The organism is Amorphus sp. MBR-141, assembly GCF_053628695.1.
Genome location: NZ_JBRJGW010000025.1, coordinates 46255 through 63384, shown reverse-complemented (window position 1 = coordinate 63384; position 17130 = coordinate 46255). Strand labels below are relative to the sequence as shown.

Here is a 17130-nt window from a genome sequence, read left to right as displayed (position 1 = left end):
TCGCGTCTCCGCCGCTTGCTCAACCCGCGCCCTATGGCGTAGCAGAAACGACCGAGGCTCTAATCGCAGCTGGATGACAGTTCAGTGGCAGGTCACCACCTCGACGGCCACAGCGCAGATCTCCGGGTAGCCCAGTCGCTTCATGGTCGGGATTGTGAGCGAACCGGTCGAGACCGTATTGGCGATGGCAGAGGCGACAACCGAGCCGAAAAGCGCGGAGGAAATGACGCTTGCCCGCCTACTGCCGATCGACATAGCCCGCAGCGATGTATTGAGGGGCACGACCTTGTCACTGGGGCAAATTAGAGCAATGCTGCCTTCTATTTTTTTAGTCGCTGCGTAGCCAAATGCCTAATCTGCTTTTGTGATTGAGTGCCTACTCCAATTTTGAGGAGTGCTCTTTTGTCAGCCCGCAAGCTCCGCATTTTCGGCTTCGATCCAAGCCTCGCGCGTTCTCTGTCGACGCGAACAATTCACGAGGTTCTCGCCGTCATTCCGGACGGGATGGAGACGGTGGACGTCGACGAGCCGTTCCTCGGGCCCGTTGGCGAGTATGTCTCGGTGATCGACATTGATCCGGCTAGCGGGCTCGTCTACCCGCCCATCGACCTCAACGATTCGACGCTTCTCGCCCAAGACGGCCTGTCGCCCGACGAGCGTGATCCGAAGTTCCACCAGCAGATGGTCTATGCCGTTGCGATGACGACGATCGCCAACTTCGAAGAGGCGCTCGGCCGAGTTGCGCTTTGGTCGCCTCGGATTGCTGAAGAATCGGAAAAGAGCCGGTACGAGTATGTCGGACAGCTCCGTATTTACCCGCACGCCCTTCGGGAGGCGAACGCCTACTACAGCCCCACGAAGAAGGCACTTTTGTTCGGCTATTTCCAGGCCGACAGCGACCATCCCAACGTAGTACCGGGAGCGACGATTTTCACCTGCCTTTCCCATGACGTCGTGGCACATGAAACGACCCACGCCCTGCTCGACGGGCTGCACCGCCGCTACGCCGAGGCTACAAACCCGGACGCCCTCGCCTTTCACGAGGCGTTTGCCGACATCGTCGCGCTTTTCCAGCACTTCTCTTATCCTGACGTGCTGCGCGATCAGGTCGCCCGAACGCGCGGCGATCTCGGCGCGGAGAGCCTTCTCGGCCAACTCGCGCAGGAATTTGGACAAGCGCTGGGCCGCGGCGCGGCGCTCAGAAGTGCTATCGGCGCCTTCGACGAGGACGGTAGATGGCAGCGCCTGCCGCCCGACCGCACTGCGCTCGCGCGCACGTTGTCTCCTCACAGCCGTGGCGCGATCCTCGTTGCGGCGGTCTTCGATGCCTTCCTCAACATCTACCAGAACCGGACCGCCGACCTCATCCGGATAGCTACCAACGGTTCTGGTATTCTCCCGCCGGGTGCGATCCATCCCGATCTCGTCGAGCGGCTTCAGCGCACCGCATCGGAGACTGCACAGACCATTCTCCAGATGTGTATCCGCGCGCTCGACTATCTCCCGCCGGTCGACATCACGTTCGGCGACTACCTGCGCGCTATCCTAACCGCTGACAACGACCTCTTTGCCGATGCGACGGTCGACCACCGGGTCGGCGTGCTTGAGGCGTTTCTGAAGTGGGGCATTTATCCCAAAGGAAGGCGCTCCTACTCCGTAGAGAGCCTGTTGTGGCCGAAGTTGAGCGAGGCGGCGCGCGATCAGGACGAGCTAGATTTCGTCGAGCTGACGGACGACTTCACCCTTCTCGACGGTACCTTCCAACAGGTTATCGACATCGTAAAGCGTCGACGGGGTCGTTTCAGGGGCGCTGCTTTCCTCCTCGACGAGCGGGCGAAGGCGATCGTCTCGACGATGGAAACGCGCGCGAGGGAACGGCCGGCTCGATACGAACAGATCAACGAGAAGCTGAAGCGCGCAGGCCGATCGACCACAGAGGAGCCGCGAGAATTCGGCATGTCGGTGGCGGACCTCCTGTCCCGCAAGCCTATGGAGCTCGGCCTCGCCGCCAATCGCCAACTCCAGTACGAGCTGCAGGACTTCTACGGTCTCCTTTTCTGGACGCTGCTGACGAGCCCGGCGCCAGATGTTGTCGTCGCCGACAACGAAGTGGCGGGAGAGGAGGCATATCGGCATGCCTCGCTCCTGAAGGCGATCGGACTCGTGATCTCTCCGGATGCGCCACCCACTGTCGCGCGGAGCCGGGCGCTCGGTGGTCCATCGATCTCGCTGCAATCTGTTCGCATGGCGAGCCGACGTGGCGTTCGCGGGCAGACCGAGCTTGAGTTCGTCGTCGAGATCCTCCAGCGCCGTAAGGGCTTTCTCGACCCTATCCGGCAGAACGAGGAAGACGCGAAACTACCAGAGAAGGTCGGCAAGGAAGACTTCTGGTTCCGCCGCGGCTGCACCCTCCTAATCGACGCCCGCACTTATCGCGTCCGCCGTGTGATCCAATCGCGCGGCAACATCGCGGACAACGAAGCCCTCGACCGAACCCGCACCTACATCGCCGGCGTGAGGGAGAGGCGCCAAAGCTCTTTCTTCGAGGGCGAGTTCGCGGATCTGTCGGCGGAGAAAGCCTTCGCCCATTTGCATCGATACGTCGAGGAGGCCTGAGAATGGCGCGAACCACAGCGCGCATGCCCCGCCGCCCCGACGTGCCACGTTTGGAAGCACCCGCAAGCGGCGTCACGGTCCGCATGTACCGCCAGGGTCACGGCGACTGCTTCCTCCTTGCTTTCCGCAAGGAGGACGGCTCGCCTGCTTATCTCCTAATCGACTGCGGCCTCAAGAGCGGCTCCGATTTCGGCCACGGCATCGACAAGATCATCGCACACATAGCTGCTGCGACCGGCGGCACGCTCGACGTCGTCGCAATCACCCACGAGCACGACGACCATGTCACCGGCTTCGACGCTTTGAAGCCGCGCAGCCGCCCAGTGAAGCGCGCATTCGACGAGATCGAGGTGAATGAGCTTTGGTTAGCTTGGACAGAGGAGGACGAGCCATTCGCAAACGCCCTCCGCGACCGCTTCAATGACACGCTGATCGGCCTCGTCGGCGCCGCCGGGCGGCTCGGCGCACTCGGGGCGGGCGACGAATGCGCGCTTGTTGAGCAGATCCTTGGCTTCGAGCTCGGTGGCGCGGACGGGGCCGGCCTCGTCGCGCTCCGCGAGAGGGCCGACACGTTGCGCGCCACCAACCCTAATCTCGGTGCACGCGAGGCGCTCCTTGGTGCGATCCAGGGCATCACCAACAAAAAGGCGATCAAGTACATGCGCGACAAGGCGGGAGGAAACATTTGTTTTCTCCACCCTGGCCGTGCCCCGATGATGATCGCCGGAATCCCAGACGTGCGGATCTACTCCTTGGGCCCGCCCCGCGACGAGGAGCTCCTCCTCTCGCTGGATCCGCGCAAGTCGGAAAGCTTCGAGCTCGGGCTCGACGGATCGACCCGCGCCTTCTTCGCGGCGCTCGACCCCGTCGCCTCCGGCAATCCTTTCTCGCGCCGTTTCAGGCAGTTCTACGAAACCCTTGAGGCGCCTCCACCCTCAAAGAAGGAGCACGACTACACCGAGGCAGATACCACCGCCGCTTTTATGGCTCGGCACTACGGCCTCAACGGCGAGGCTGACCCGGACAAGGATTGGCGGCGAGTAGACAGCGACTGGCTCGGTGGCGCCTCCAGTCTGGCGCTCCGACTTAATGACGAGGTGAACAACACGAGCCTGGTCCTCGCCATCGAGCTCGTGCGGTCCGGCAAGGTGCTCCTCTTCACGGGCGACGCGCAGCGCGGCAGCTGGCTCTCCTGGGCCGATCTCGAGTTCCCCGTCGGCGACCGCACTGTGACAGCGCGCGACCTCCTAGCCCGCACCGTCCTATACAAGGTCGGCCATCACGGCAGCCACAACGCGACCCTCAAGGGGGCGCCGGACGACCCGTGGCCGAATCTCTCCTGGATGGGCCGCGGTACCGCGGCGGCTGACTTCTCGGCCTTTATCCCAGCGCATGAGGCATGGGCGACAGCAAAACGCCCCTATCCCTGGAAGCACCCGCTCGCGAGCATCCGCGCCGCGCTGGAGGATAAGGCCCGCGGCCGCGTCCTCCAAACCGACAGAGGTGCGCCTGAACGCCCCGAGGGAGTTGACGAGACAGAGTGGGAGCGCTTCACCGCTCGCCTCACTGTCGACGACCTCCATCTCGACCTCACAGTGCCGGACGAGAATCAGCGATGACTGATTGGATCGCATCCGCCGAGACCGGCTTCTTCAAACCGGGGGAGCTAACGAAGTATGACCGGCGCGCCGTCGGATTCGCCCTCTCAGGCGGTGGCTACCGAGCAACGCTCTTCCACGCTGGTGCCATTCTCCGCCTCAACGAACTCGGGATCCTGTCGCGAATCGACCGAATTTCGTCCGTGTCCGGCGGGTCAATCGCGGCGGGTCTCCTAGCAAAGAGCTGGGCCTCGCTGAGGTTCGAGGACGGCATCGCCGTCAACCTCCGCGAGACTTTCATCGCCTCGGTGCTGGAAATGACGGCGCAGTCCATCGACGTTCGTGTCAGCATCGCTGGCTTCGTACCGTTCATATCGGCCGGCAACCACCTCGCTGCCCTCTACAACGACAAGGCCTTCCACGACATGCGGCTCGGCGATCTGCCGGACAGGCCGACCTTCGTCTTCAACGCCACAAATCTACAGACAGGCGGGCTCATCCGCTTCACCAAGCACTACATTGCCGACTGGCGAGCACTATTCGCGGCGAACCCAAAGGTGCTCGTCGCCGAGGCGGTGGCTGCGTCGTCGGCCTTTCCCCCTGTCCTCGCGCCGATGCGGCTCGACCTCTCCCACGAGACCGTCACCGTGCCTCCGGGCGCCCGCTTCGAGTCCGAGGAACTCCGAAAGCGACCGATCCTTGTCGACGGTGGCGTCTATGATAATCTCGGCCTCGAGCCCATCTGGAAACGTTGTGGTGTCCTCATCGCGAGCTACGCTGGCTACAACTCTGATGCCGAGCCAATCAACTTCAACTTCGACCACATGGTGCCGGTGATCATGACGTTCCTTGGCGCGAGCATCGATTGGCGCGAACGCATGCTCATCAATCTCTTCCAGCACACCCTCTCAGATGGTCTGCCCGAGCGCTTAGGAACATACTGGACCGTGGGCACGGTGATGAGCGACTTTCCAATCTATGACGGCTGGAAGCCGAAGGCTGCGGAGCTCGCCTGGGCCGCGCGCACACCGACCCGGCTCGAGGCGCTTTCGGCGGACGAGCAGCGCATCGTGGTCGAGGCGGGCTACGCCTACGCCGACGCTGGCACGCGTAGCCGCCTTCTGCCCAACGCTCCCCCCCCAGCTGGCCGGCCCCAGTTCCAATAGATCCCTGCGCCGCTTCAGCTTTTGCGTCGACATATTCAATATTATCGGTCTGAATATCGGCGGCCGGTCTTCTCGATGCGGGTCAGAAGCGCGAGAAGCTCCGCCGGCGTGATCTCATTGATCGGCCGGCTCTTCGGCGGCGCGTCGAGATCCTTCAGGAGCCAGCTCGTCTTGGAAAGCGTGCTCCCGGCCGCGCCGTTCTGCACCATGCGCTCGATGTATTCGTCGGCGATGAGGCCGAAGGTTGTGCGGGATTCGATCGAGGGCGCCCGATACCACCATAGAACGGCTGCAGACGAGTCCGAATTCCGGTCAGGTCAACGAATCGGTCGATCGAGCGTACCAGATGATCACTCGGAACATGGCGCTCGACGCAGAACTCGTAGAACAGCGCCTCCTGCATCACCTTCCTATTGCCCATCATCGTCGCGCCCTCCTCTGATGAGGACGCCTGCATCAGGACTTCTTACCCGCGGCAACACCAGCTTTTTTCAGCAGCATTGGCCGACGGCGGTCTGGCCGGTTTTAGCTGCTGCGCACAGGAAAGCAGTCGTTCGTACGTCGGTTGGCGATGACGGCAAGCGACCTCATCTACGCCGTTCCGAGGCCTCCGGCGTCTCCCCCCGAAGTGGTCATTCGAATGGCATAAAGACTCCATTTCTACGCTCAACCATTTCGGAAGGGGATGGGGCCGGGCAATCACCTCCCTTGCCGGCGCCTTGGTCTGTCGCGTCAGCCGCGATCGGCGGACTGGGCGATCTCTTGCCGCAATTGGTCGACCTTTGCGCCCGCCCATTGCCGGGCGTCGTCGCCGAACACGAGCCGCAATGGCGCCTTGCCCTGCGAAGCAAGCGCCACGATCCGTGTGGCGAGCAGCTTCGGATCGCCGGGCTGGTTGCCGTTGGCCCCGTCCACGAACGCGCGATACTGCGCGACCGCCTCGGCATAGTCTGGAATGTCGATGCTACCGAAGCTCGCCGACTTCCGGTCCATGAAGTCGGTGCGCAGCATCCCCGGCTCGACCAGGAGCGAGCGGACGCCCAAGGGTTCCAGCTCCTGCGCAAAGCCCTCCACCCATCCCTCGACCGCGAACTTCGACGCCGAGTAGACCGCCCCCCCGGCGTTGGAAACCAGCCCGCTGACCGACGAGATGGTGACGATGAGGCCTGAGCGACGCTCACGCATATGAGGCGCGACCGCGCGCGCCACGTTCATCGTGCCGAACAGGTTGACCTCGAATTGACGCCGCACCGCGGCATCGGTGAAGGTCTCGAAGAAACCCAGTTCGGCATAGCCGGCATTGTTGACCAGCACGTCGATCGCACCGAACCGCTCGGTGGTCTCGGCGGCGACCGAGTTCGCCGCTTCGGCGTCGGTGATATCGAGCGCGAGGGCGTGCAGGCGCTCGTGTTCGCCCCCGCAGGCATCGCGCACCGCGTCGGCGGACCGGGCCGTCGCCACTACCGTTTCGCCCGCATCGAGCGCCGCGCGCGCGATCTCGCGTCCAAGTCCCCGGCTTGCGCCCGTCACCAGCCAAACCTTGCCCATCGCCTGCTCCTCGTTCCTTCCACTGTTGCTGGCTATGTAGTCGTGCTAATGGATCTGGATTACCGTCTAATCAGTAATAGGCCCCAGTAGCCAGGATCATCAATGCGTCCGGATCAGCTCGGCGACCTCGCCGTCTTTGCGGCGATCGCCTCCGACCGCAGCTTCACGCGTGCCGCCAGGCGGCTCGGAGTCACGCAGTCAGCGTTGAGCCAGACCATGAAGCGGCTGGAGGGCCAACTCGGTTTTCGCCTGCTCTCCCGCACGACGCGCAGCGTCGCCCCGACCGCTGCCGGCGAGCGCCTGCTCGCCACCCTCTCGCCGGCACTGGCGGGGTTGGATGACGAGATCGAGGCGCTGTCCCAGACACGGGGCGCAGCGATCGGCACCGTCCGGATCACGACGGGCAAGCACGCCGCCGACACAGTGCTGTGGCCGATGCTCCCGTCCTTCATGCGCCGCCACCCCGGCATCGAGGTGGAGGTGTGCGTGGAGGGCGGGCTGACAGACGTCGTGGCGGGCCGCTACGATGCGGGCATCCGGCTCGGCGAGCGATTGGAGAAGGACATGATCGCGCTGGCGATCGGGCCTCCGCTTCGCATCGCGGTGGTGGCCGCTCCCGGCTATCTGAGCGACCATCCGGCGCCGATGGAGCCCGCCGACCTCACGGCGCATCGCTGCGTGGCCTATGGCGACGCGCATGGTGATCTGTCGCCCTGGTCGTTCGAGCGTGACGGCCGTGCGGTGACGGTCACGCCAGGCCGCGGGCCGGTGTTCAACGACGGCGACCTGCTGGTGGCCGCCGCCCTTGAGGGTTTCGGCATCCTCTACATACTGGAGGATCTGGTGGCGGCGCCGATGGCCGATGGGCGTCTCACCCGCCTGCTGGAGTCGTGGTGCGAGCCGTTCGCCGGCCACCACCTCTATTACCCCGATCGGCGGGGCACGACGGCCTTCGAACTGTTCAAGGAGGCGCTTCGAGAAAGCAGGGCCGTGTGAAGGCTTTGCCGAGTGTCGGCGTCGATTCTCGAAGCTCGATCGTTTGCGGAAAAGCTCGCGGAACTGCGCCAACGGCGGCTTTTTCTAATACCAATCCCGAAGCGGACAGGAAGCTCTCCACCCATTGTGGCTGTTCTGGCCATTGGGCGAAGCGTCCGCTTCGGTGGGCTGGTTGTAAGGCATCGAACGACCGCCTTGGGCGCGAAGCGGCCCGGTCAAGCGCTATTGCTCCCTGAACTCATCCAACAGATCGGCCCAGTCCTGCATGAGGGTGACACGCTGCTCCCAGTAGGTGGCTCGGTTGTAGGCCCGGCGAATGGAATTGCGATCCTGGTGGGCGAGCACCGCCTCGATCACGTCCGGGTCGAACCCGCGCTCGTTGAGGATCGAGCTTGCCGTCGCCCGGAAGCCATGCGCCGTGACCTCGTCCTTGCCGTAGCCCATGCGGCGGAGCGCCGTGTTCATCGCGTTATCGGAGATCGGCCGGCGCACCGTCCGGATCGACGGGAAGACCAGGCCGTCCGGGGTGGAGATCGGCCGCACGTCCTCCAGCACTGCGAGCGCTTGCCGTGACAGCGGTACAGCGTGCTGCTGGCGCATCTTCATCCGCTCTGCCGGAATGCGCCAGATGGCGGCGTCGAGGTCGAACTCGGCATGGACGGCGCCGCGCACCTCGCCCGGACGCACGCACGTCAGGATCAGGAACTTCATCGCGGCTGCAATGGTCGGCCAGCCGTCATACTCGTCGATCGCCCGCAGTAGCGCCCCGAACCGGCGCTCGTCGGTGATCGCCGCCCGTCTGGCCACCTTCGGCGCCTGCAGAGCCCCGTGGAGCGGCACGGTCGGATCAGCGTCGGCGCGGAGCGTCACGATGGCGTAGCGAAAGACGCTGCCGATCATGCCGCGCAGCCGGCGAGCAGTCTCCCGTCGGCCGGTCTTCTCGATGCGGGTGAGGAGTGCGAGAAGCTCCGCCGGCGTGATCTCCTTGATCGGCCGGGTCTCAAGCGGCGCAGCGAGATCCTTCAGAAGCCAGCGCGTCTTGGAAAGGGTGCTCTCGGCCGCGCCGTTTTGCACCATGCGCTCGATATACTCGTCGGCGATGAGACCGAAGGTCGTGCGGGCTTCGAGCTCCGCTTGCGCTCTGGCAGTGCGCTTCTCGTTTGCAGGATCGAGCCCTTCGAGGATCTGCTTCTTGGCCTCCTCCCGCTTCTGCCGTGCCTCGGCGATCGTCACGAGGGGGTAGGGCCCGAACGAGAGCAGCTTCTCCTTCTTGGCGAAGCGGTATTTGAGCCGCCAGAGCTTTGACCCGTTGGGCTGGACGAGCAGGTGAAGCCCGCCGCCATCGGAGAGTTTGTAGGGCTTGTCGCGGGGCTTGGCGCGCCGCACGGCCAGGTCCGAGAGGCTCATTGGGGGTACCGCCATTTTGCGTTGGGGGTAACTCCCGAAATGATACCCCCAAACGCATGCGCTTCAAGGGTGTGCGGTGGTCACGCATGAGCACCCCGCGGGGTCAGAACCCGCAGTTTTCCTGACTTTTTGAGGCGCTATGAGAAGCCGTGAGAAGGGGAAATGGTGCCCAGGGGCGGATTCGAACCACCGACACTGCGATTTTCAGTCGCATGCTCTACCAACTGAGCTACCTGGGCGACCGTGAGGGCGCGGACCGGCCGGTCCGTCCCCCGCGTTGGGAGCGACGGTTTATAGGAAGTCGGCGGCGACCTGTCCAGCCCGTTCGCACACCGTGCGGCCCAATCCACACCCGACGCCCGATCGCGGCCGGCATTCAAGCGGAAATCGACCGAGGCTGTGCCGGCGGGGAATTTCCAACATCCTGATTTCTCGTCGATTTTCGCATCGAGCCGAGGGGCGCGCCGGATCGGGGGAGGCCGATCGCCGGATGACGTGGGCGCCCTGCCCCGCCGCCCGGCGCCGCCTCCGGCTGCAAATGGTCTACGCCCTCGGACCACCCGAATCCCGATGCATCCATCGCCCGGCAGGCCCAACGGCAAGGCGATGGTCCGATCGCGGAATCACGGCACCGGCAGGCCTGACACGGGACGGCGTGCCAACGCCGGGCCACAGACCACGCGCCCGTCTTCCACCTGCGGTCGGTCCGCGGGCCTCCGGAGTCCCGTCGCTCCACCGGGCCTGACCTCTTCGGCGCCGAGGGATGGGACGGATGCGGCAGGCCTCTCCGCCGGACCGGGCCATAGAAGTGGCAGGCCGTGCGCGTCGCCCCCGATTGCACCCTGGTGAACGGGGCGGGCGTGCCCGGTCCACCAAGCTGCATGGAGGGGGTCCGATCGTTGTGGCCGCGAAGGGAGCGGGCGGACGCGCCTTGCTCGCCCCTGGGGCGACCCCGTACGACGGGCCGCGGGCCCAAGCCCCCCGCAATCGCAGCCCCGTGCCCGGCCGCACGAAATCCGACAAGCCCATCACGGCCGGACTCACCCGCTCCGGTTCGGCGCGGGCCCGGCTCAGCCCTCTTTCGGACCCGCGGGTCAGCCGCCCTTCTTGTCGGCCTTTTCGGGCGGGCCGGAGGATCCCGGCGAGCGCCAGCGCATCAGCGCCGCGACGCGGCGGGCGGAGCGGTCGTCGTCGTCGTCGTCGTCCTCGTAGGCGCTGTTGGTGCGAAAATCCGGCGCCGCCCCGGAGGTGGTCTCCTCGGGGTGGGCGATGCGGGTGTTCATCAGGTTGCGCGCCTTGGCGATCGCCTCGACCTCGACGCCGATCTCCGGATAGCGGCCGATCAGCGCCTTGAAGGCTTCGCCCTCCAGGACCAGCATCTGGCAGTAGCCGAGCGCCGTCACGTCGGCGTTGCGGCGGCCGCCGTAAAGCAGCGCCAGCTCGCCGATGAAGTCGCCGCGGCCGAGCCGCACGCGCCGCTCGCCGGTGGTGACCTCCACGGCGCCCGAGGAGATGAAGTAGACGGAATCGCCGCGCTCCCCCTTGCGGATCAGCCGCTCGCCCGGCACCGCGAAGCGCGGCCTGAGCAGCCGCACCACCTTGTCGATCTGGTCCGACGTGAGGTTCTTGAACAGCGGGAACTGGGCGACCAGGTCGCGGGTGCGCATGCCGAGATCGAGGCGCGGCCCGCGCTCGACGGTGGCCCGGGTGCGGTCGATCCCGCGCTCCAGGTCGGAGAACAGCTCCGAGCCGATCAGATGGTCGGCGTAGAGCGCGCGGTACTCGCGCTCCTCGCGCTGGGTGGCGATCCGCAGCAGGAAGCGACGCTCCAGGTCGGCGGCGTAGTCGGGATACTGCAGCCTGAGCGCATCGAGCGCCTTGGCGACCGAATCGCGCCTGAGCGTCAGGATTTCCTCGACGATGTCGCCGACGCGTTCGCCGAGCAGCGGCGCCAGCCGGTTGCGGACGTAAGGGACCAGCTCGCCCAGCACGATGCGGCTGACCAGCAGCCGCTCGAAGCGTTCCGCCAGCGCCCTGATCAGCCAGCGGTCGATGCCGGAGAACCGGTGGATCCGGAGCCCGATGCGGAAGGAGAGCGGGAACTCGAGGGCGCGCCGGGCCGCCCGCCGGTAGCCGACGCGGCCGGAATAGCGCGCGTTTTCCCGCATCCGCTCGGCATCGACGACCAGCAGCGAGACGATGCCGGGCGACACCGTGCGCTCGTTGACGTGCTCCAGCAGGATCGAGCGCTCCTGGTCGGCGAGCGCCACCAGACCGAGGGTGACGCGGTCGCGGTCGAGGATGTCCTCGGCCTTCTCGGCCTCCGCCTTGGCGGCGGAGATCCGCGCCTCGTAGGGGCGGCCCGCCTCGCGGGCGACCGAGGGCGCGATGTCGTAGTCGTCGGCCGCGGTGGCCACCGCGTCGCGCACGTTGCCGAGCGCCAGCGCCAGCACCTCCTCGCGCAGCGCCCGGTCGAACGCCGACAGCTGGTCCAGCTTCAGGAGCCGGATCAGCGGCTTGAGGGTGAGGCCGTTGACCAGGATGGTGTAGAGCGTGAAGCCGGTCGCCAGCACCGCGATGAAGCGCTTCTGGTCCTGTTCCAGAAGCCCGTTCTCGGTGACGGCCAGCGCCAGCGCCAGCGTGGCGGCGCCGCGCAGCCCACCCCACAGGATCACCGCCTTGATGGGGGCGGCCACCTTCTGGGAGAGCCGCGCCAGCGACAACAGCGGCAGCAGCCCGAACAGCACCGCGGCGCGGGCCGCCAGCGCCGCGAGAATCAGCACCACCAGGCTCGCCAGGTCGCCCCAGTCGACACCGCCGAGCAGCTTCGGCACCAGGAGCGAGGCGAACACGAAGATCAGCGAGCTCGCCCAGAAGGCGATCTGGTCCCAGATCTCGGTGACGTGGCGCCACGCGTCGGGCGACACCCGGGTCGGGCCGCCCGAGGCGACCACCAGCGCCGCCGTGACCACCGCGCTGACGCCGGAGGTGTGGAAGGCCGTCTCGCAGATCACGTAGACCAGGTAGGGCAGCGCCAGCGACAGCGTCATCAGCGCCGCCGGCAGGTCGCGCACCAGCCGGAACAGCGCCAGCGCGCACCAGCCGCCGATCAGCCCGACCAGCACGCCGCCGGCGGCCGACACGGCCAGCGTGTAGGCCGCCGCCTGCAGGGTGATCTCGGCGTTGGTGGTCAGCGCCTCCAGGAGCAGCACGAACAGCGCGATCGCGGCGGCGTCGTTGAACAGGCTCTCGCCTTCCACCAGGCGCACCAGCCGGGCCGGGGCGCCGAGGTCGCGGAAGATGGCGATGACGGCGACGGGATCGGTGGTCGCGACGATCGAGCCGAGCAGCAGGCAGACCAGCAGCGGCATGCCGGAGACCGGCTGCAGCGCGAAGCCGATGACGAAGGTGGCGACGATGACGGCGACGACGGCGAGCAGGAAGATCGGCGCCGCGTCCTCCATCAGCCGGCGCACGTCGAGCGACAGCGAGGCGTGGAACAGCAGCGCCGGCAGGAAGATGTAGAGGAACACCTCCGAATTCAGCGGTGGGAACACGAACACCGCGGCGACGTCGTCGAGGCCGCTGCTGAAGCTGGAAAACAGCAGCAGCGAGGCGCCGGTGCCGATCAGGATGCCCACCACGGCGAGCATGACCGACGGCGGCAGCGCCAGCCTGCGGCTGAGCGGCTCCGTCAGCCCGATCACGAGCAGCAGACCGGAAATGGCAGCGAGAACGTAAGGAAGGCTCATTGATCGCCCCGGTGACTCGGACGCGGTCTCATCGGACCCAAAAGAGGCTTTTCTGGAGCGAAGAACAAGGGCCGCGTCGCAACCCCGACTGCACGCCCCACGAGCATGATGAAATTCGCCCCAGACGCAAGTTTGCCCTTGCGGGACGGGGTCATTTCTCCTATTTGCGTCTTGCCCAATTTCGCACGTGCCTGTGGTCGCGTGCCGGTCAGTCGATAACAAGACAGGGCAAGACCGGTCTTCCGGAGCATACCGGACCCTGCGAGCGGATCGCCGCACGCAGCGCGACTTGAAGCAACGACGTAGAGGGCTTTTTTGGTCTCTGCCGGCTCTCCAAAGGCCGGGGTCACTGAAGAGGCGACACTACATCCTTGCCAGGCGTGCGGAATGGGACTCTCCCGTTCCAAACGGCGGCATTTCGATAGGCCGGATTCGCATTCCGCACTGGGGTCTGTTCCCCGCGCGGAGGATCCGCCTACGCAATGAGCATAGCCGGCCTTCGGGTCGGCTTCGGGTCTTTGAGGTCGTCCTGCCGTCTCCATCGCGGCCGTTGACGCCCAAGAAGCAGCCCGGTTGGAGCAACCTCGTAGAGAGGGGGAGAAGCGACAATGACCGATCGCATCCTCGACTTTCTTCGTACGCGTCGCCCCGACGGCCCTTGCCTCGTCGTGGACCTTGACGTCGTGCGCCAGAACTATCTCGGCTTCGCCCACGCGATGCCGGACACCCGCATCTTCTACGCGGTGAAGGCCAACCCGGCGCCCGAAATCCTGTCGCTCCTCGCGGAGCTCGGATCCAACTTCGACTGCGCCTCGATCGTCGAGATCGACCAGGTGCTCGCGACCGGCATCGGCCCGCAGCGCATCTCGTTCGGCAACACGATCAAGAAGGAACGGGACATCGCCCGCGCCCACGCGCTCGGCGTCGACCTGTTCGCGGTCGACTGCATCGCCGAAGTGGACAAGGTGTCCCGGGCCGCTCCCGGCGCGCGCGTCTTCTGTCGCATCCTGTGCGACGGCGAGGGCGCCGAGTGGCCGCTGTCGCGCAAGTTCGGCTGCGAGCCGGCGATGGCCGTCGACGTGATGAGCCACGCCCGTTCGGCCGGCCTGACGCCCTACGGCATCTCCTTCCACGTCGGGTCGCAGCAGCGCGACACCGAAGCCTGGGACCGCGCCCTGTCGGTGGCGGCCGATCTCTTCCGCAGCCTCGCCGAGCGTGGCGTGGAGCTGAAGATGGTCAACCTCGGCGGCGGCTTCGCGGCGAAGTACCTGAAGGACATCCCGACGGCGGAGACCTACGGTCGCGCCATCATGGGCTCGGTCCGCCGGCACTTCGGCAACCGCATTCCGGAGACGATCATCGAGCCGGGCCGCGGCATGGTCGGCGGCGCGGGCGTGATCAAGACGGAAGTCGTGCTGATCTCCACCAAGAGCGCGGCCGAGGACACCCGCTGGGTCTATCTCGACATCGGCAAGTTCGGCGGTCTCGCCGAGACGATGGAAGAGGCGATCCGCTACCCGATCCGCACCGGCCGCGACGGCGATCAGGCGACGCCCTGCATCCTCGCCGGACCGACCTGCGATTCGGCGGACGTCCTCTACGAGAAGACGCCGTACCCGCTGCCGATCACGCTTGAGATCGGGGACGAGATCCTCATCGAAGGCACCGGCGCCTACACGACGACCTATTCGTCGGCGGGTTTCAACGGCTTCCCGCCGCTGCAGTCCTACGTGATCTGACATCCAACGTCGCGGCTTCGTCCGCGGCGCGACACGGCGGCCCGCAAGAGCCGGCGCGCGATCCGCGGTCCCTTCGGGGACCGCGGAAGCGCCCGGCTGCGACCCGGCCCCACCATTTCACCCGTTGTTCGTCTTCTCGCCGGTCTGCCAAGCGCGGGCCGGAAGGGGTTAGGCCGATGTTCCACCTGCGCGACGAAATGCCGACCGACTGGTCGGCCCGCGAAACCCTTCTCGACGCCGTCTTCGGAGCCGACCGCTTCGCCAAGACGAGCGAAGCGCTGCGCGCCGGCCGCCTGCCGGCCGAGGGCCTCGCGCTCGCCGCCGAGGACGACGGCCGGCTCGTCGGCTCGGTGCGCCTGTGGCACGTCGCCGCCGGCCGCGTGTCGGCGCTGCTGCTCGGGCCGCTCGCCGTCGATCCGGCCGCCCAGGGCCTCGGCGTCGGTTCGGCGCTGATGCGCCGCGCCCTCAACCGCGCCGGTGCGCTCGGCCATGCCGCCGTGCTGCTGGTCGGCGACCCGGCCTACTATGCCCGCTTCGGCTTTTCGGCCGGTCTGACCGGCGCGCTGGTGCTGCCGGGACCGGTCGACCGGCTGCGCTTCCAGGCCACCGAACTCGTCGACGGCGCGCTGTCGGGCGCCCGCGGCATGGTGGTCGCCACCGGCGCCTGCGCGGAGCCGTCGTTCGCGACCCCGCTGGCGCCGCTTCCGCGCTATCTTGCGGCAGCCGCCTGAGGCAGGATTTTCCCCACGATCGCGGTCGGTGACGGTCACACAACCGTCACCGCCTGCCCCCTCATGTTGCCTGACCCTTTCCTTTCGCCTGTTTCAAGGAGCTTTCCATGGCCGACCATCCGGTACACGGCACCATCAGCGGCCCCGTCGTGATGATCGGCTTCGGCTCGATCGGCCGCGGGACCCTTCCGCTCATCGAACGCCACTTCCAATTCGACCGCGACCGCATGGTGGTGATCGATCCGGTCGACACCGACCGCGCCCTGCTCGACGAGCGCGGCATCGCGTTCGAGCAGCTGGCGATCACCAGGGACAACTACCGCGAGGTGCTGACGCCGCTGCTGACCAAGGGCGGCGGCCAGGGCTTCTGCGTGAACCTGTCGGTCGACACCTCCTCCCTCGACATCATGAAGCTGTGCCGCGAGATCGGCGCGCTCTACATCGACACCGTCGTCGAGCCGTGGCTGGGCTTCTATTTCGACAAGTCGGCCGGCGCCGCCGCCCGCACCAACTACGCGCTGCGCGAGACGGTGCGCCGCGAGAAGGCCGCCAACCCGGGCGGCACCACCGCCGTCTCCTGCTGCGGCGCCAACCCGGGCATGGTTTCCTGGTTCGTCAAGCAGGCGCTGGTCGACCTTGCCGGCGAACTGAAGCTCGACCGCGCGGAGCCGACCAGCCGCGAGGAATGGGCCGCCTACATGCGCGACCTCGGCGTCAAGGGCGTCCACATCGCCGAGCGCGACACCCAGCGCGCCCGCCTGCCGAAGCCGATGGGCGTGTTCTGGAACACCTGGTCGGTGGAGGGCTTCATCTCCGAGGGCTTCCAGCCGGCCGAGCTCGGCTGGGGCAGCCACGAGACCTGGCAGCCCGACAACATGCACAGCCAGGCGGAGGGCTGCCAGTCGGCCCGCTTCATGCTGCAGCCGGGCGCCAACACCCGCGTGCGCAGCTGGTGCCCGACCCCCGGCGCCCAGTACGGCTTCCTGGTGACCCACAACGAGTCCGTCTCGATCTCCGACTACTTCACCGTCGGGTCCGGCCTCGATCCGGAGTACCGGCCGACCTGCCACTACGCCTACCACCCGGCCAACGACGCGGTGCTGTCGCTGCACGAGCTGTTCGGCAACGGCGGCACCCCGCAGAAGGAGCTGCACGTCCTCGACGAGACCGAGATCGTCGACGGCATCGACGAGCTCGGCGTGCTCATCTACGGCCACGCGAAGAACGCCTACTGGTACGGCTCGCAGCTCTCCATCGAGGAGACCCGCCGGATCGCCCCCTACCAGAACGCCACCGGCCTGCAGGTGACGAGCGCCGTGCTCGCCGGCATGGTGTGGGCGCTGGAGAACCCGGCGGCCGGCATCGTCGAGGCCGACGAGATGGACTATCGCCGCTGCCTGGAAATCCAGCGCCCCTATCTCGGCCCGGTCAACGGCTACTACACCGACTGGACGCCGCTCACCGACCGCCCGGGCTTCTACCCGGAAGACATCGACGAGAGCGATCCCTGGCAGTTCCGCAACGTGCTGGTGCGGTAGGCGAAGCGAACAAAAGCGGGATCCGGCGGTCCGTCCGGA

Annotated in this window: 12 protein-coding genes, 1 tRNA gene and 1 pseudogene; 7 read left to right on the top strand and 7 right to left on the bottom strand. The window is 66.5% G+C overall.

Going from position 1 to position 17130, the window contains the following annotated elements; all coding sequences use genetic code 11:
* Nucleotides 1-81: 81 nt before the first annotated feature.
* The gene (locus ACSSVZ_RS24120; RefSeq protein ID WP_453973385.1) at nucleotides 82-255 is read right to left on the bottom strand and encodes a TRAP transporter large permease subunit; all 174 of its coding nucleotides are present in this window, start codon (nucleotides 253-255) and stop codon (nucleotides 82-84) included.
* Between the two features lie 147 nt (nucleotides 256-402).
* Between ACSSVZ_RS24120 and ACSSVZ_RS24115 the strand changes: the two genes are divergently transcribed.
* The 3 genes from ACSSVZ_RS24115 to ACSSVZ_RS24105 are packed head-to-tail and all read left to right on the top strand — an operon-like array spanning nucleotide 403 to nucleotide 5380.
* Complete coding sequence (locus tag ACSSVZ_RS24115) at nucleotides 403-2616, top strand: hypothetical protein (RefSeq protein WP_453973382.1); 2214 nt, start codon at nucleotides 403-405, stop codon at nucleotides 2614-2616.
* 2 nt (nucleotides 2617-2618) lie between these two features.
* Nucleotides 2619-4235: an MBL fold metallo-hydrolase gene (locus tag ACSSVZ_RS24110; RefSeq protein WP_453973381.1), complete on the top strand. Its 1617-nt coding sequence runs from the start codon at nucleotides 2619-2621 to the stop codon at nucleotides 4233-4235.
* A complete protein-coding gene (locus ACSSVZ_RS24105; RefSeq protein WP_453973380.1) occupies nucleotides 4232-5380 on the top strand; it encodes a patatin-like phospholipase family protein in 1149 nt (382 codons plus the stop codon). The genes ACSSVZ_RS24110 and ACSSVZ_RS24105 overlap by 4 nt, the downstream gene beginning before the upstream one ends.
* Before the next feature lie 41 nt (nucleotides 5381-5421).
* On the opposite strand, the gene ACSSVZ_RS24100 is transcribed toward ACSSVZ_RS24105, so the two are convergent.
* The 3 genes and pseudogenes from ACSSVZ_RS24100 to ACSSVZ_RS24090 all read right to left on the bottom strand — a co-directional run bounded on the left by ACSSVZ_RS24100 (nucleotide 5422) and on the right by ACSSVZ_RS24090 (nucleotide 6928).
* Nucleotides 5422-5613, bottom strand: a complete 192-nt coding sequence (locus ACSSVZ_RS24100; protein WP_453973384.1) for a phage integrase central domain-containing protein — start codon at nucleotides 5611-5613, stop codon at nucleotides 5422-5424.
* Between the two features lie 17 nt (nucleotides 5614-5630).
* A pseudogene (locus ACSSVZ_RS24095) lies at nucleotides 5631-5804 on the bottom strand (IS5/IS1182 family transposase); the annotation flags it as partial.
* A gap of 308 nt (nucleotides 5805-6112) precedes the next feature.
* The gene (locus ACSSVZ_RS24090) at nucleotides 6113-6928 is read right to left on the bottom strand and encodes an SDR family NAD(P)-dependent oxidoreductase (protein ID WP_453973379.1); all 816 of its coding nucleotides are present in this window, start codon (nucleotides 6926-6928) and stop codon (nucleotides 6113-6115) included.
* 102 nt (nucleotides 6929-7030) lie between these two features.
* Here ACSSVZ_RS24090 and ACSSVZ_RS24085 point away from each other — a divergent pair, with 102 nt between their 5' ends.
* Nucleotides 7031-7924, top strand: a complete 894-nt coding sequence (locus tag ACSSVZ_RS24085; protein WP_453973378.1) for a LysR family transcriptional regulator — start codon at nucleotides 7031-7033, stop codon at nucleotides 7922-7924.
* Nucleotides 7925-8146: 222 nt separating this feature from the next.
* On the opposite strand, the gene ACSSVZ_RS24080 is transcribed toward ACSSVZ_RS24085, so the two are convergent.
* The 3 genes from ACSSVZ_RS24080 to ACSSVZ_RS24070 all read right to left on the bottom strand — a co-directional run bounded on the left by ACSSVZ_RS24080 (nucleotide 8147) and on the right by ACSSVZ_RS24070 (nucleotide 13083).
* Nucleotides 8147-9331: a tyrosine-type recombinase/integrase gene (locus ACSSVZ_RS24080; RefSeq protein ID WP_453973377.1), complete on the bottom strand. Its 1185-nt coding sequence runs from the start codon at nucleotides 9329-9331 to the stop codon at nucleotides 8147-8149.
* Between the two features lie 163 nt (nucleotides 9332-9494).
* Nucleotides 9495-9570: transfer RNA gene (locus ACSSVZ_RS24075), tRNA-Phe, on the bottom strand.
* A gap of 855 nt (nucleotides 9571-10425) precedes the next feature.
* The gene (locus ACSSVZ_RS24070; protein ID WP_453973376.1) at nucleotides 10426-13083 is read right to left on the bottom strand and encodes a cation:proton antiporter; all 2658 of its coding nucleotides are present in this window, start codon (nucleotides 13081-13083) and stop codon (nucleotides 10426-10428) included.
* Between the two features lie 608 nt (nucleotides 13084-13691).
* On the opposite strand from ACSSVZ_RS24070, the gene ACSSVZ_RS24065 reads away from it, so the two are divergent.
* The 3 genes from ACSSVZ_RS24065 (at nucleotide 13692) to ACSSVZ_RS24055 (ending at nucleotide 17091) form a co-directional block, all read left to right on the top strand.
* Nucleotides 13692-14822: a type III PLP-dependent enzyme gene (locus tag ACSSVZ_RS24065; protein WP_453973375.1), complete on the top strand. Its 1131-nt coding sequence runs from the start codon at nucleotides 13692-13694 to the stop codon at nucleotides 14820-14822.
* Nucleotides 14823-14998: 176 nt separating this feature from the next.
* A complete protein-coding gene (locus ACSSVZ_RS24060) occupies nucleotides 14999-15553 on the top strand; it encodes a GNAT family N-acetyltransferase (RefSeq protein ID WP_453973374.1) in 555 nt (184 codons plus the stop codon).
* A 107-nt stretch (nucleotides 15554-15660) separates the two neighbouring features.
* Nucleotides 15661-17091, top strand: a complete 1431-nt coding sequence (locus ACSSVZ_RS24055; RefSeq protein ID WP_453973373.1) for a homospermidine synthase — start codon at nucleotides 15661-15663, stop codon at nucleotides 17089-17091.
* The last annotated feature ends 39 nt before the right edge of the window (nucleotides 17092-17130 follow it).

What these genes read in the sequence shown, in the direction of transcription:
- ACSSVZ_RS24105 (WP_453973380.1), top strand. Translation starts at nt 4,232, where the DNA reads ATGACTGATTGGATCGCATCCGCCGAGACCGGCTTCTTCAAACCGGGG.
- ACSSVZ_RS24055 (WP_453973373.1), top strand. Translation starts at nt 15,661, where the DNA reads ATGGCCGACCATCCGGTACACGGCACCATCAGCGGCCCCGTCGTGATG.
- ACSSVZ_RS24110 (WP_453973381.1), top strand. Translation starts at nt 2,619, where the DNA reads ATGGCGCGAACCACAGCGCGCATGCCCCGCCGCCCCGACGTGCCACGT.
- ACSSVZ_RS24090 (WP_453973379.1), bottom strand. Translation starts at nt 6,928, where the DNA reads ATGGGCAAGGTTTGGCTGGTGACGGGCGCAAGCCGGGGACTTGGACGC.
- ACSSVZ_RS24120 (WP_453973385.1), bottom strand. Translation starts at nt 255, where the DNA reads ATGTCGATCGGCAGTAGGCGGGCAAGCGTCATTTCCTCCGCGCTTTTC.
- ACSSVZ_RS24060 (WP_453973374.1), top strand. Translation starts at nt 14,999, where the DNA reads ATGTTCCACCTGCGCGACGAAATGCCGACCGACTGGTCGGCCCGCGAA.
- ACSSVZ_RS24080 (WP_453973377.1), bottom strand. Translation starts at nt 9,331, where the DNA reads ATGAGCCTCTCGGACCTGGCCGTGCGGCGCGCCAAGCCCCGCGACAAG.
- ACSSVZ_RS24065 (WP_453973375.1), top strand. Translation starts at nt 13,692, where the DNA reads ATGACCGATCGCATCCTCGACTTTCTTCGTACGCGTCGCCCCGACGGC.
- ACSSVZ_RS24085 (WP_453973378.1), top strand. Translation starts at nt 7,031, where the DNA reads ATGCGTCCGGATCAGCTCGGCGACCTCGCCGTCTTTGCGGCGATCGCC.
- ACSSVZ_RS24070 (WP_453973376.1), bottom strand. Translation starts at nt 13,083, where the DNA reads ATGAGCCTTCCTTACGTTCTCGCTGCCATTTCCGGTCTGCTGCTCGTG.